Genomic DNA, 15,948 nt, shown 5'->3' on the forward strand with positions numbered 1-15,948 from the left:
GGGTATATGAAATCAGGTTTATCGAATTAGGCCGATCTTCTCCATTGCTCTACATGTCTATCCATAGGGTGACTAAAGGGCCTAGGTATTTTTTCTAATTGGGGGGGGGGGGTAACGACATCAAATTGATTTCGATTATGTTTTTGGTTGTTCATTCTTTTACAGTGCTCCTGGTTTGTTGACACCAAGGATATAGCGTGATGACTAGCATTTAAATAAGAATTCTCCGTTCTCGTTATTGAAAGAATAGTATTTCCCAATAAATTTTTATCAGGATTGCTGCTAACAACTTCAGCAGAAACCAATAGAACAGATAACAGAATAAATTTACGCATAAGAACCTCTTGAAGTCAATGGAGGAAATGAATCCTCATTTTTAGCACGAAATAATTATACAATCCATCTTGCTTTCGGTATTAACAAACTATTTACTGACATAGTATCTATAAATACTGTGTCAGTAATGACAGCTAAGGTGTGAAAAAACACTATTTCAGATTACGTAAATCATCAGATATTTGTTTACCAACTAATTCTTTATTTTCTTTTCCGGTTAGAGACCAGTGATCACCATGGAGTTCTATTTGATCTTTAGGAAATAGGGTCAACAGTGCCCATGGTTTCATTTCATGGGTAAATGTCACATCATCTTCAATTGCGGAAAACGTTCTAATCGGAAAAGAGAAAGGCTCACACTCTTGGTAATCATAATTTTTTAGCAAAGGCATGTCGCGGCGCATGCCTTCTAGAATTGTCAGTAAATATTCACGATTCATAATATGTGGCATCATGTCAATAAGCTGCTGATCTGAATAATTCCGATTGGTCGTTTCACGCATCACCTGACGTGCTTTCCAGTCTGGCGTCAGCTGAGGTGCTATGGTAGCCGAGATAAATAATTGTAAGGGGAATTTGCCGTATTTCTCACGCAGCAATCGGCACAGTTCAAAAGCAATGATGCCACCGTAGCTATGGCCATAAATGGCGAAGTCTCCCTCCAATAATGGGATCAGTGCTTCTTCTAAACTACTCAATAAAGGCGTAAGCTCAGTATAAACTTCTTCATTAATCCGGTGTTCGCGGCCAGGTAGTTGCACCGCATACACTTCACATTCAAAAGGAGGGTGATACATAAAATGAGCAAACATCGATGCCGCCGCTCCCATCGAATGGATCATAAATAGCTTGGTTTTCTTCGGGGGTTCTCCTGCTTTTCTTTTAAGACGTACAAACCATCGGTTGATCACTTCGATATCTTCTTCGGTAGTAATTCCTGAGCTATCCCCAGTCTCATGGACGGGTTCTTCGGTTTTTACAAGCTCCTGATGAAGTTGTGATGCCAGCTCTATGATGCTAGGCCCCTTGACAAAACGCATTAACGGGTAGTTGATGTTTAAATCCCGTTGGATATTATGGCGTTTTTGAGTCATTGTTATTGAGTCAAGACCAAGTGCTGTCAACGGTATATTCGGGTCTATCTTATCAGGGGTTGTGCCCACTATTTTTGCTAAAGACCCTGTAAGATACTGAACAAGTTCTTGCTTTGCCTGATCAGCATCTTTGTCTTTGAGTGTATCTCGTAAACTTCCTCCGCTAGAAGCTTTGCCTTTAAGGTTTAACGCTTCATCGGTTAGCAAATGCGCAAACCGTAAATCGGTACTTAGAGAAGTGAAAAAATCTCTAAAACGTAGCCAGTTAATATTAGCCGCCATACGTACAGGTATCGTTTTTTCGTCGAGAAGAATACGTTCAATTTTTGCGGTGACTTGCTGAAAAGTCATCGGGAGTAATCCTTGATTGGCCAGTGTGTCGACAAAGGCAGCATCACTAGACATACCGGCAAACTGTCCGAGTACACCCAGGTTTACACTGTGAGCAGGCATTTTTTGTAGATGGCGGTAATACACCAGCTTATCGAGGAAATTGTTAGCCACTGCGTAGTTTGATTGCCCCCCAAAACCAAATACCGCAGCAATAGATGAAATCAATAAGAAGAAGTCCACCGTTTCATTTTTCAAATGTTGATGCAAGTTCCAAGCACCCATTGCTTTGGCAGCAAAAACTTCACTGAAGGTTGCACGATATAAATTTTGTATGGTCGCATTTTTCATAAAGGCTGCAGCATGAATAATACCGCCGATGTTCCCTAGTTTTTTTGCCTCAGTGATCAAATGGGCAACTTCAACAGAATGAATCAGGTCAACTTGATGCTGTTTGATTTCTACTTTGCGTTTCTCCATGGCGGCGATCAATGCACGATCCTCTTCTGTTTTAGCCCCGCTACGGCTGGCTAATACGAGTTTTCTCGCACCTTTATCAACGAGCCATTGAGCTAATTGGATCCCAAGCCCACTGGCTCCACCTGTGATTATGTATACTTTTTGAGGATTGAGTATCAAGTTTGTTGCTGGCAAAAGTGGCATAGGTTCCCTATTTTCCATGCTCAAGACCACTTTGCCGATGTGTTGGCTTTTGGAAAGGTAATCTAACGCCGAATTAAGTTTGTCGATATGAAATACAGTGATGGGATGAGGTTTTAAAGAGGGGTTCTCTCCCTTGAAAAGATCGATGACTTCAGTCAGAAGTTTGTTTCCTAGCGCTGGCTTTTGTGCCATTAGGCGATCTGTATCTACAGCAAAATAGCTTATATTTTCTCCAAATCGTTTTAGGTATAAGGCCGCATCTCGATAAATATCTTTCTTTCCGACCTCGATAAAACGGCCAAATGGACGCAAACATTTTAAGCTTTGGGTGATTGCTTTGCCGCTTAAGGAATTGAGAACGACGTCTATACCTTCGTTATTTGTGGCTGCCATGATTTGCTGGTAAAAATCCAGTGTACGGCTATCATAGATACGAGAAGTTTCGATTCCCATTTCTTTTTCTAGGAACCGCCGTTTCTCCTCACTTCCTGCTGTCACAAAAATTTCTGTGATACCGAGGTGTCTCGCTAAATTAATGGCGGCTATCCCTAGTCCCCCGCTGCCTGCATGAATGAGTAAGCGGTCTTTCTCATTCATGCAGGCCAATTCATGTAGGCCATAGTAGGCAGTGAGATACACTATGGGGATTGTAGCAGCCTCTTCAAACGACAGATTTTGCGGTTTATGAAACACAGCTTGTTGCGGTGCGACGGTCATTCCAGCAATAGAGCGTGGTGCCATCGCCAGGACAGCATCACCTATCTTGTAGTTCTTTACTGATTTTCCAACACGGGTGACGACACCTGAGCTCTCTAGCCCGAGTTGATCACCACATAAGCCGCCGGCGACACTTTCAGCAGAGAGTACACCTCTGCCGTTTAATACATCCTTGAAATTTAAAGCTGCCGCTTTAACCTCGATTTCAATCTGCTCTTCACCTAGAATTGGTGGCATAAATTGGCGAAAGGCAACAGAATTAAGGACACTGGGTTCCGCAAAAAACGCCTCGTAATAAGCTCGATTTGTAGCAGATAGATTACTCTCCGTAAGAGTCTTAGACGCGGCTTTTTGTGCCTCCTCTGGAATGACCTTTTCCAAGCGTTTAACGAATAGTTTATCACCCCGGATAGCCCATTCAGTTTCATTCCCACCTTGAGTTGTTGAAGCCAAGATAGTCACGAAGGATTGCAATTCCTGTTTGTCACCACAGCCTAGATCCACGATTTTGGCAACGACCATTGGATATTCATTGGTCATGACTCTACTCAAAGCGCATGTCGACGATTGGATTAGATTGATGTGTTCATCTTTAGGTACGACTTGTTCCGAGTGTTGGTTTAAGGTCCACATCACTGCTGACATCTCGTTTTCGATCAAGGCGTTATTGATATTTAACGTTTTCCATACAAGTGTTTCCATGCGCTGGGACAAATCCGTTTCATCACTTTGTCCTAATGGCAAGGTGATGAGAATACGGTTTAAAGATGGATGGATTGATTTAATTTCTTGAATGGCTTTGCGTGTTGCCTGCCGATCTTGTAAATCTGTTTTCTGTTCAAATCCTGTTGCTTCTTCGAGTTTCACCACTTCTATATTTGCATCGGATAAGGTGTTCAGCAAGGTGCTGTGATCATACGAAGCATCGCCGATGAGCAATATTTTTACCTTAGATTCAGGTTGAAAACTCAAATCTTCTGCTGGCTGCCAGCAATATTCATAGCAACCGCTATAAGCTGTATTTTCTTCTTGTTTACGTGAACCCACGATATATTTGAGCTGTAGGTTAGTTATTTCGGCAACAGTTTCTCCGTTTTCGTCTAAAACGAAAATATCTCCACGGATAAAATCGGCACTGGCTTCACTGATTCGAATGTAACTCCATAAAAGATCACTTTTGGGTTGTTGAATAAAGGTATAACGGTCGATATGAACGGGCAAATAAACCCCTTGCTCGCCATCAAGAACACTTGGCCTAACTGCAAAAATTGTGTGAAAACAGGCATCCAACATGGAAGGATGCAGTAGAAAATCATTAATTCCGTACTTTAGACTTTCATGTAAACTAATTTTGCTTAGAAGTTCTCCAGGGGCTGTCCAAAGATTACTGACTGCTCTGAAAGTTGTACCGTAGAATAGCCCGCTTTGCTTGAGATCGTGGTACATAGGTTGTACTGAAAATTCATTATTAATCCGTGCTTGTAGTTCAGATAATAATAGTTTCTCTGGTTTGGGTTTGTTTCCCATGCAATTTATTTTACCGTTCGAATGTTTGATCCATTCTGCACCTTCCTGGTTGTCATCATAACTCATTAGACAGTAACGGCCTTCGTCTGAATAAACTTCAACACGGATTTTGAGTGCCTCTCCTTCATCGGGTAAAAATAATGCTTTATCAAAATTGATATCTTCCAGAAAACAGAAGGAGTCATTGAAAGCTTGGTGTGCAGATGCAGTAACAAGTTCAAGATGACCTGTAGCCGGGTAAATGATGATGTTATCTACTCGGTGATCGTTGATATAGGGATCTGCATGGTGATCCAGAAAAATATCAATAGTGTGTAGGTTTAAGTCTTGGCTTAATCCTGAATCCCAATGCTGGGTGATATGAGGGTGAAGACGACGTTGTAAACGGTGTTCACGGTGGGCACGACTTTCACGCCAAAAACGTTGTTGCTGCCATGGATAACGTGGCAGATCATGTAGGCGATGTGTGTTAGGGCAAATTTTATCCCAATCTAGTGGTAAGCCAGCAACGTGTAATGCACCCAGGGTCTGTTTGAAACGCAGTGCTTCATCTTCTTGACGCCGAATAGAAGGGAAAATGCGGGCACTGCAACCTAATTTAGCAAAAAGTTCTTCGGCTCCATTACTTAGTGCTGGATGTGGCCCCACTTCAACGTAAAGATCAAAGCCATCTTGAATCATTTGTTCCAAAGCATGCGAAAAATAAACAGGATCACGTAGATTGTTATACCAATAATTGGCATCTAAATGTGTCCCGCTTTCCTGTTTTCCTGTTACGGTCGAGTAGAGAGGTATTTTTGTTTCTATAGGTTGTAGATCTTGCAGAGAAGAAATTAGTTCTTCTTTGAGAGGATCCATGTGGTGTGAGTGGAAAGGTACATCAACCTTAAGAAAACGATTGAATATATCACGAGCAGTTAATTGCTTGGCTATTGCATCCAGAGGTATTTTATCTCCCGACAGAGTGATACTTTCTGGGCCATTTACCGCTGCAATTGATACTACGTCAGATACATCAGCAATCAATTTCTCTGCTTCAACTTTGCTTACGCCTATCGCGAGCATAACACCTTTACCTGCCGCTTGGTGCTGGCCTCTACTTCTGTGGTAGATTACGGTTACTGCCTGTTCCATGTTTAAGGCACCAGAGGCATAAGCTGCGGCGACTTCACCGATCGAATGCCCGACCAGTCCTGCCGGTTCAATGCCATATTGCTTCCATAATTCGACGAGAGCTATCTGAATCGCCATGATGGCAGGTTGTGCTATCCGTGTGTCACTGATCTTGGATTCAACTTTTGAACGGTTCATCTCTTCCAATAAAGACCACCCTGCCAATATTGAAAAAAGCAGATCAATTTCTTCGATCACTTCACGAAATAGCGGTTCTTTTGCTATAAGCTCACGCCCCATGGCATACCATTGAGGGCCTTGACCTGTGAAAATAAACCCCAGACGTGGCGTTTTCCTGCTGCTTGGAAAATATTCAACACCGCTTAATATATCTCCTTCGAGAAAAGCATTTATTTTGTTGATACAATCCTGCTTATTGGTTGCGGCAATAGCGATACGATGGTTCAGGACTGAGCGATGTTTGCCAGCATTGAAACAAATATCATTCAAATTGGCTTCAGACGTTGAAAGGTATTTTTGGTAGGATCCAAGTAGTGCTTTCAATGCTTTTTCTGTTTGTGCACTACAGGTGAAAAGTTCAACTCTCTGGGTTGATGGCTGAATATTATAGGATTTTAATTTCTTAGTGTTGTGATGAACTTCAGGAATATATTCCTTCATTACGAGATGGGCATTGGTTCCTCCCGCCCCAAAAGAATTCACTCCACCAGTACGTGGTACTGAATCATCATTCTGTGGTGGCCAATCTTGTGTTTGGTCTACTACCTTGAGGCGCCAATTATCCCAATCGATATTGGGATTGCCCTTTTTGAAATGGAGATTCCCTGGAATCTTCTTATGATGTAAGCATAAAGCCAGTTTGATTAATCCTACGATACCAGCAGCGCCCTCTAAATGCCCGAAATTGCTTTTGATTGAACCGATCAAGAGAGGGTGCTCGATAGGTCTATGACTAAATACTTTGGCAAAAGCTTCAGTTTCTGCAAGATCTCCCTTGGGTGTGCCCGTTCCGTGTGCTTCGATGAATTGAACGTTAGCAACATCAATATCAGCATTGTGATAGGCTGCTTGTAACATAGTTGCTTGTGCGTCAGCGCTGGGAACGGTAAAACCTTCAGCAGTGTAGCCATCTGAATTACAGGCGCTGCCGCAAATGAGTCCATAGATTTTATTCTGATCAGTTAAGGCTTGTGAGAGAGGTTTGAGATAGACCAAGCCTACGCCTTCGCCGCGTACATAACCGTTTCCACTTTCATCAAAGGATTTACAAGCACCATCAGGACTGAGAAAATTTCCTTTCGACAATGCCATGGTGGGTAATGGGTTGATGTTAATGTTGATACCACCTGCAATAGCTGCATATGCTTCTTGGTTCCAAATACTTTGGCAAGCAAGGTGTACAGCAATTAAGGATGATGAACAGGCGGTATTGAGGGTAATACTGGGACCTTTAAGGTTGTAAAGATAGGAAATTCGGTTGGCTAATGATGTGGGATGGGTTCCCATAGTCATGTGAGAGGTAACACTATAGCGGCTACTGGGATCAGCCAGAATATCCTGATAGTCACTTTCAAAGTAACCTACATACACAGCAGTTTGTGAGCCTTGGCAGTTCTCAAGTTTTTCTCCTGCGTCTTCCAAGGCTTCAAAGGTACATTGGAGAAGTAGTCGTTGTTGAGGATCAATATCTACTGCTTCTTTGGGAAAAATATTGAAAAATTCATTGTCGAAGAGTTTCATACCTTCAATAAACCCTCCTCGATTTGTTTTTATTTTTCCTGGTTTATCTGGATTAGGATCGTAGTATTCATCTATATTCCATCGTTCGCTGGGAACAGTTGTGATGCCGTTAATACCTGCGCACAGCATTTTCCATAAATCATTGGGTCCATAAACTTTTCCTGGTGTATGGCAGCCGATACCGACAATTGCAATGGGTTCTTTGGATTTCAACATTTTTTTTCCTATATAGGTACTAATTGAGTTTAAAAACACCATAGAGCTGCCTGATTTTTTCTTTGGTCAGTTTCGATGTTTTATACATTTTCAATTTGAATTAAGACAGCTAACCTATATATCAGAATTATTATAAATATAATTAATCTTTTTATATCTATTCATTCATATATATTATTGTTTATATAGTATCGATGGGGTAACTTAATTATAAAAATCAGTTTTTTATATGGAAAGAATGGCAAGAACTAGCACTGCTAATATATCGCCCCAATTTTTTTTGTTATATGCATTATTAATTTGAATCTATTGGTGATACATATTAGAAAATGAGGCTTAAAAAAGTAGTTTATCTTTTTCTCTGATTTTTTTAATAACTTTTATCTGTATGTTGTAACTAAAATGATTTAAAATTAACGCCAAATACAACTAACCTCTTCTCTTCGTTCATTATTGCCCACTTAATACTCGTGCAGGGTCAATTCCGCTGGCTTTCTTAGCAGGATACCAACTGGCAAATAAACTGAGTAATAGAGCGGTCATCAGCACAGAGATCACATCAATCCCACGCAATTCAGAGGGAAGAAAATCAATAAAATAAATATCTCCTGAGAGAAATTGATGACCTAGCAATTTTTCCAATCCGTTAATAATAGATGTCAGTTGCAAAGAAACCAGGGTGCCCACAATAACACCACTGACGCTACCCACCAGCCCTGCCAATATACCGTACCAAATAAAGATCGCACGGATCAGGTTGTCTGTCGCTCCTAAGGTACGTAATATCGCAATATCACAACTTTTTTCTTTTACTGCCATCACTAGAGTAGAAACAATATTAAAACTGGCAACACCAATAACCAGTACCATAGCCAAGTACATGATAGAGCGGATCATCTGAATATCACGATACATATAACCGTAAGTGCCAATCCAGCTACTAAAATTAACATAAGAATGTGTTGCCTCCGCGGCGTTACGTGTCAATTGCTGAGCATTAAAAACATCGGCTACTTTTATTGCGATCCCTGTTACACTGTCACCCATTTCCAAATATTGTTGTGCATCCTCCAAAGGTATGAATGCCAAGCTGTGATCTAACTGACCGCTGAGCTGAAATATTCCAACCACCTGTAAGCGAATGCGTTTCGGTTGCAGTAATTTCATCGTAGACTCATGATTTGGGATCATTACTGTCAACCATGAGCCTTGTGTTACAGCCAGCACATCAGCCAAACCTTTTCCCAGAATAATTTGCTGTCCACCCGCGTGAAAATTATCCCAAGCGTGGTTGAGTACAAAGTTTGGCAATACACTCAGTCTTTTTTCAGATTGCGGATCGACACCTTTTATCTGTACCGCTCGTAGCTGTGATCCATGCTCCATCAAGCCAGTAAAATCAATGTAGGGTGCAGCAGCAATAATCCCAGTCACTTGCTCAATTTTTTTTACAGTAGCCGACCAGGTATTAACTGATTGTTCTAAAAAAGCAATTTTACCTTGTGGAACCACCGCCAAAATCCGATTTTTTAGCTCACGCTCAAAACCATTCATAGCACTCAGTCCAATGATCAATACCCCTACCCCCAACGCAATCCCCAGAGTGGATATCACTGAAATCAGCGATACCATGCTTCCACTACGACTCGCACGACGACCCGCGCTAAAACGTAGCGCAATGGTAAGAGACAGTGGCAAATTAAGCATTATTACACTTCCAGAATAAGAGGTAGTTGCAAGTGACCATCACGCATCTCAAGTTGTCTGCTGAGCCGTTTTGCCAATGACAAATCGTGGGTAACAACCAGAAAAGCCGTACCTTGATGCACGTTCAATTCACCCAATAAATTGAAAATACTGTCCGCATTATACTGATCCAAATTACCTGTAGGTTCATCCGCTAGCACTAACGAGGGGCTGTTAACCAAAGCACGTGCAATCGCCACCCGTTGACGTTCACCACCAGATAACGCAGAGGGGCGATGCTGACTTCTTTTTTCCAATCCAACCGCTACCAGTATCTCACTTGCCTTATCCTGGGCGGCGGCCTTCTTACTACCCGCAATTAACAATGGCATCGCCACATTTTCTAGTGCAGTGAAATCCGGTAGTAAATGGTGAAATTGATAGATAAAACCAAGCTCAGTATTACGCAATTCCGCTCGCGCACGGCAAGACAGCCGATTAAGAAAACGATTTTGATAGATAACCTCACCGGAGGTCGGTGAATCCAAACCACCGAGTAGATGTAATAAGGTGCTTTTGCCAGAACCTGAGCTGCCAACAATCGCCATCATTTCTTTGGTTTGCATAGTAAAAGTGACATTACGCAATACATCGGTACGCAGTGAGCCTTCTTGATAGCTTTTGCATAGACTTTCACATTGCAACAAATTTTCGGATCCTGGTGAACTTTCACATTGCAACTCGTTTTTATACTGAGAGAGACAATCATTCATAGCGCAATGCCTCCGCAGGTTGAACAGCAGCAGCACGCCAAGCAGGATACAGCGTAGATAACAGTGCTATCAGAATTGCCAGTAAAACAATCAGCACCACTTGCAGCGGTTCAATAGCGACAGGTAAAGAAGCACCGTCAATCAACAAACCCAAAAGAGGCATTAAAGTCGCTAACTGACTGGCTAACAAAACGCCCATCCCTGCCCCTATCAATGCACCGATAATACCGGCACTGGCACCCTGTACCATAAATACGCTCATAATTTTTCCACGGCTAAGCCCCAGGGTTTGCAAAACAGCCACCTCACCTTGTTTTTCCATTATCAACAACGCCAACGAAGTGACGATATTGAAGGCGGCTACCGCAATGATTAAACTTAACAACAACCCCATCATATTTTTTTCCATACGTACCGCTTGAAAAAGCTCACCCTTACGTGCTCGCCAATCTTTCCATAATGTCCCTGCAGGGAGTAGATGTGGTTGCAAGCGATCGACCTGCAGTGGTTGCAGCAAGAATAATCGCCAGCCGGTAATATTACCCGACGGATAACGCATCAGGCGTGAAGCATCTTGTTGATTGAGCAATAGTTGGTAACCATCAACTTCACTATTAGCAGCAAAGATACCGCTAACATTAAATAGACGCTGACTAGGAATACGCCCCATTGGGGTAAACTGGCTAGCACTGGGTACCATCAGACGCAGGGTGTCTCCCTGCTCAACATCCAGTTCTTGCGCCAGTTTTTCCCCGATAATAAGGTTGTATCTACCCGGCTGTAGAACGTCTTGGCGTACGTTGATAAGATAATTGGCAAGTGGCTCATACTGCTGTGGATCAATACCCAGGATCACCCCTACCCCGACGCTACGTGCACTTTGTAGAACCACATCACCGGTCGTTAGCGGAACAATCTCACTGACACCTCGCAGCTCTTTCAGTGCCGAAACAGGTATTTCTTGCGGATCAAGAGATCCCTGCTCGGTGGTGATCAACGCTTGAGGCATCAGTCGCAGAATATTATTTTGTAAATCACGCTCAAACCCATTCATCACAGACAACACCACAACTAACGCCATCACTCCAAGCGTGATACCTATGGTCGAAAACCACGAAACGAACCGTCCAAAACGGTCAGAAGCCCGCCCACGCATGTAACGCAGACCGATAAATAATGCGACAGGTTGATACATGAAATCGACGAAGATCCCGTTGCTAACACCAAGTGATTGCTGATAGTAAAGGCTAGATCAATTTTATGGAACCACCCACCTTCTATATATGCGAGTTTTATCGCAAAAATTGCACAGATCGACGCCCCTGCCCGCTTACGTGCTAGAATAAGCCTCCTGTTAGCATTTATTGAACTTTATCGAATTTTGTCGAGCCGGAATTATTTAATTACTTATGTCACCACGAATAGAGCGTTACTCATTACCCCAGCACCGCAGCGGTACACGTCAGTTAGGTCAATTAGTCGGCGCCGCTTATGCTATTGAATGTGCAGAGATCATCGATCGTCATACCGGATTAGTGGTGTTAATTACTACGGATATGCAAAGCGCACTGCGATTGCGTGATGAAATTCCGCAATTTTCTACACAACCTATTTCTATCCTTGCCGATTGGGAAACCTTGCCTTACGACAGTTTTTCTCCACATCAGGATATTATTTCCTCTCGCTTATCTTGCCTTTATCAATTACCCACAATGGATTGTGGTGTTATTATTTTACCGATCAATACGTTGATGCAACGTGTTTGTCCTCATGAATTTCTTCACAGTCATGCGCTGCTGATGAAAAAAGGGCAACATCTTTCCCGTGATAAATTACGTGCTCAACTTGAACAGGCAGGCTACCGTAGTGTTGATCAGGTGATTGAACACGGTGAATTTGCTACCCGTGGAGCCTTGTTAGATCTCTACCCAATGGGCAGTGAAGAACCTTATCGTATTGATTTTTTCGATGACGAGATCGATAGTTTGCGCCTATTTGATACTGATTCACAACGCACATTATCAGAAGTCAAACAAATTAACCTGTTACCCGCCCATGAGTTTCCTACCGATAAAGCGGCTATCGAATTGTTTCGTTGCCAATGGCGAGAAAAATTTGAAGTACGGCGTGATGTAGAGCATGTTTATCAACAAGTTAGTAAAGGTATTTGGCCTGTCGGGATCGAATATTGGCAGCCACTGTTTTTCAGTCAACCTCTACCGACATTATTTAGCTATTTGCCAGAGAATGCCTTGTTGATTAATGTCGGCGATTTGGTCGCCCCTGCCACCGCTTTCTGGCAAGATATCAACCAACGCTATCAGAGCCGTCGAGTGGATCCGATGCGCCCCTTACTCGCACCCGATGCATTATGGCTCGATATCAACACACTTTTTTCTCAACTGAAACGGTGGCCACGTATACAGCTAAAGAGTGAAACACTGACAACTAAAAGCACTAATACCAATTTGTCTTATCAACCTCTGCCAATATTGACAATACAGGCTCAGCAAAAAGCCCCTATGGATAATTTGCGTTGTTTTAGCGAACAATTTAGCGGCAGCCTAGTATTTTCAGTAGAAAGTGAAGGCCGTAAAGAAAGCTTACAAACGCTATTGGCACGAATAAAACTCCACCCAGTCGTAATTAGTCAGCTCTCACAAGCAACAAAACCCGGGCATTATCTGATGATTGGCGCCGCTGAATGCGGTTTCCTTGATACTGAACAACAACGTGCGTTGATCTGTGAAAGTGATTTACTCGGTAAAAGGGTTAACCGTAGACACCAAGACAATCGACGCACTATTAATACCGACACGCTGATCCGTAACCTGGCAGAATTAAACCCAGGTCAACCTGTAGTGCATTTGGAACACGGTGTAGGACGTTATCTCGGGCTGACAACATTGGAAACGGGCGGCATTCAAGCGGAATACCTGATACTGATCTATGCGGGTGAAGATAAACTTTATGTCCCTGTTTCCTCCCTGTCTCTTATCAGTCGCTATTGTGGTGGCACAGACGAAAATGCACCGTTACATAGGCTTGGTGGCGATGTTTGGAACCGGGCACGAAAAAAAGCAGCGGAAAAAATACGTGATGTTGCCGTTGAATTGCTGGACATTTACGCCCAGCGTGCCGCTAAACCTGGCTTTAAATTTCAACAGAATGATGAACAGTACTCTCTATTTTGCCAAGGTTTTCCATTCGAACCCACAGCCGATCAAGAACAGACTATTCATGCTGTATTGAACGATATGTGCCAACCCTTAGTCATGGATCGGTTGGTATGTGGTGATGTCGGTTTCGGAAAAACAGAAGTCGCCATGCGTGCTGCATTTTTAGCCTTTATCAATAACAAACAGGTCGCAGTATTAGTACCGACAACCCTGCTCGCACAACAGCATTTTGATAATTTTCGTGATCGTTTCGCTACTTGGCCAGTACGGATAGAAATGTTGTCCCGCTTTCGTAGTCCCAAGGAACAGCAAGCCATTTTGCAACAAGCCAGCGAAGGTAAAATCGACATTATCATCGGCACACATAAATTATTGCAAGCGGATCTACGCTGGAAAGATCTGGGGTTATTGATTATCGATGAAGAACATCGTTTCGGTGTGCGCCATAAAGAACGGATCAAAGCCATGCGCACTGATGTCGATATTCTTACGCTGACTGCCACGCCTATCCCACGTACGCTAAATATGGCAATGAGTGGAATGCGTGATTTATCGATCATTGCTACGCCACCGGCGCGGCGTCTGGCGGTAAAAACTTTCGTACGAGAATATGACGCTTTAGTGCTACGTGAAGCGATTCTGCGTGAAATATTACGAGGTGGGCAAGTTTTTTATCTGTATAACGAAGTCGAAAACATCGAAAAAGCGGCAGAAAAACTGGCAAAATTGGTTCCCGAAGCCGTGATTGCTATCGGTCATGGGCAAATGCGTGAACGGGATCTTGAGCGAGTCATGAATGATTTTCATCATCACCGCTTTAACGTTTTAGTCTGTACCACCATTATTGAAACCGGAATCGACGTTCCCTGCGCTAATACCATCATCATTGAACGTGCCGATCGCTTCGGTTTGGCACAACTTCATCAGCTACGCGGTCGCGTGGGGCGTTCTCACCATCAAGCTTATGCCTATCTGCTAGCTCCTCATGTAAAGCAAATGACTGGCGATGCTCAGAAACGCCTTGAAGCCATCGCTTTGTTGGAAGATTTAGGTGCTGGCTTTGCTTTGGCGACACATGATCTGGAAATTCGCGGGGCAGGTGAATTATTGGGTGAGGATCAAAGTGGTCAGATGACAACCATCGGCTTTTCTCTTTATATGGAAATACTGGAAAACGCGGTTGATGCGTTGAAAGCTGGGCGTGAACCCTCGCTAGAAGATCTGCTTCGTTATCAAACAGAAATTGAAATGCGCATGCCGGTATTACTGCCGGATACGTTTATCCCTGATGTCAATATTCGTTTATCACTTTATAAACGTATTGCAAATGCAGCGAATAACGCAGAGCTGAATGAATTAAAAGTCGAGTTAATCGATCGTTTCGGATCTTTACCTGACGCCACTCTCTATCTATTGCAGACAGCCTCATTACGGCAACAAGCACAAAAATTGGGGATAAAACGGATCGAAAGTAATGAATGTGGCGGATTTATTGAATTTGGTGCTAACCATCACATCGATCCGAGTCATCTAATTGGATTACTACAACATCAACCACAGATCTATCGGTTAGAGGGTCCCACAAAACTTAAATTTATGCAGGATCTGAGCGACAGAACACAACGATTAAAATTTGTTGAGGAGTTATTGTCGACCTTCGAACAGCATCTTATTACCGTATAGATGAATGATCAGACAAATAAAATGAGAAAATTTCAAAATTTTTATACGTGGAGCATGCAATGTAGAAGAATCCCCCAGACAACAAAAAATTATTGAAATAATCTTATTGTGTATTCATAGCACTATGAATTTTCATCTCTTTTTTGCTACATAAAAAACAAGTAACTTTTTTGAGACTTATCTTTAAGATTAATTAAACTTAAATTTAACACAAATCAATTAAAATTATTTGATGTCTGGTTATGCTGAGATCTTCTCTATCGCGTCGGTTAAATCACGTCGAGGTGTTCGTAACCAACAAATGTTGCCGACTGCCTCGGTCTTCGATTAACGAATGCAGACTGACGGGATCGCCCGTCCGGGCTTTTTCACTGAGAAATGAATGCATCGCCTCCACCAGTTTAGCCGTATCATAACGATTTTCGCCAACCTGTATTGCCTCAATTTTATTCACAGGTGACGGAGTAAAATAATCGGCAAAAACGACACCACGGAGATTATCTGCCACATCAGCGTGTTCTTCAGACGTAATAATGACACGAAGATGATTACTTTCCCTTTTTAACTGAATCTCAGTTTCATTGATCTCCTCCGCTAACACCAGTGTGTCATTGCCGCCGCCATCATGAATAATCATATTCCTCTCCTCAGGAGTATAATCGTAGGTATCATCTGTTATGCCACCTGAATAATAAGCGTTTTTTTCAAAGCCAAGCGACATATAATTTTCTATGTCAGCATCGTCAGCCTGAGTGAAAACAGATCCAGCGGCTTTTTTCTGGAGGGTTTGACCGTTCCAATACAAGCATTCCGCGTCATTTCTAATCGTATCGATGATAATCACTGGCTCTTAAGGATTCAGTTTACGCA

6 protein-coding genes are annotated in these 15,948 nt (G+C 42.6%); 1 reads left to right on the forward strand and 5 read right to left on the reverse strand.

Translation table 11 applies throughout. The annotated features are described in order from the left end of the window. Window positions 1-488: 488 nt before the first annotated feature. From CCS41_RS07950 to lolC, 4 genes are all read right to left on the reverse strand, one after another. Window positions 489-7,757, reverse strand: coding sequence for a type I polyketide synthase (locus tag CCS41_RS07950; protein WP_072549661.1), 7,269 nt, complete (start codon window positions 7,755-7,757; stop codon window positions 489-491). Window positions 7,758-8,207: 450 nt separating this feature from the next. After that, window positions 8,208-9,464: a lipoprotein-releasing ABC transporter permease subunit LolE gene (gene lolE, locus CCS41_RS07955; RefSeq protein WP_072549662.1), complete on the reverse strand. Its 1,257-nt coding sequence runs from the start codon at window positions 9,462-9,464 to the stop codon at window positions 8,208-8,210. Window positions 9,465-9,466: 2 nt separating this feature from the next. Beyond that, window positions 9,467-10,216, reverse strand: a complete 750-nt coding sequence (lolD, locus tag CCS41_RS07960) for a lipoprotein-releasing ABC transporter ATP-binding protein LolD (protein ID WP_083429565.1) — start codon at window positions 10,214-10,216, stop codon at window positions 9,467-9,469. Beyond that, window positions 10,209-11,411 carry a lipoprotein-releasing ABC transporter permease subunit LolC gene (gene lolC, locus CCS41_RS07965; protein ID WP_072549663.1) on the reverse strand — a complete coding sequence of 401 codons (1,203 nt, stop codon included), beginning with the start codon at window positions 11,409-11,411 and terminating at the stop codon, window positions 10,209-10,211. Before lolC ends, lolD begins: the two co-directional genes overlap by 8 nt. Window positions 11,412-11,625: 214 nt before the next feature. Between lolC and mfd the strand changes: the two genes are divergently transcribed. Beyond that, the gene (mfd, locus tag CCS41_RS07970; protein ID WP_072549664.1) at window positions 11,626-15,078 is read left to right on the forward strand and encodes a transcription-repair coupling factor; all 3,453 of its coding nucleotides are present in this window, start codon (window positions 11,626-11,628) and stop codon (window positions 15,076-15,078) included. Window positions 15,079-15,352: 274 nt separating this feature from the next. Here mfd and CCS41_RS07975 read toward each other — a convergent pair whose 3' ends face one another. Next, window positions 15,353-15,922: a hypothetical protein gene (locus CCS41_RS07975; protein WP_072549665.1), complete on the reverse strand. Its 570-nt coding sequence runs from the start codon at window positions 15,920-15,922 to the stop codon at window positions 15,353-15,355. Window positions 15,923-15,948 lie beyond the last annotated feature (26 nt).

The sequence above is a fragment of the Candidatus Fukatsuia symbiotica genome (assembly GCF_003122425.1).
GTDB classification, from domain to species: Bacteria; Pseudomonadota; Gammaproteobacteria; order Enterobacterales; family Enterobacteriaceae; genus Fukatsuia; species Fukatsuia symbiotica.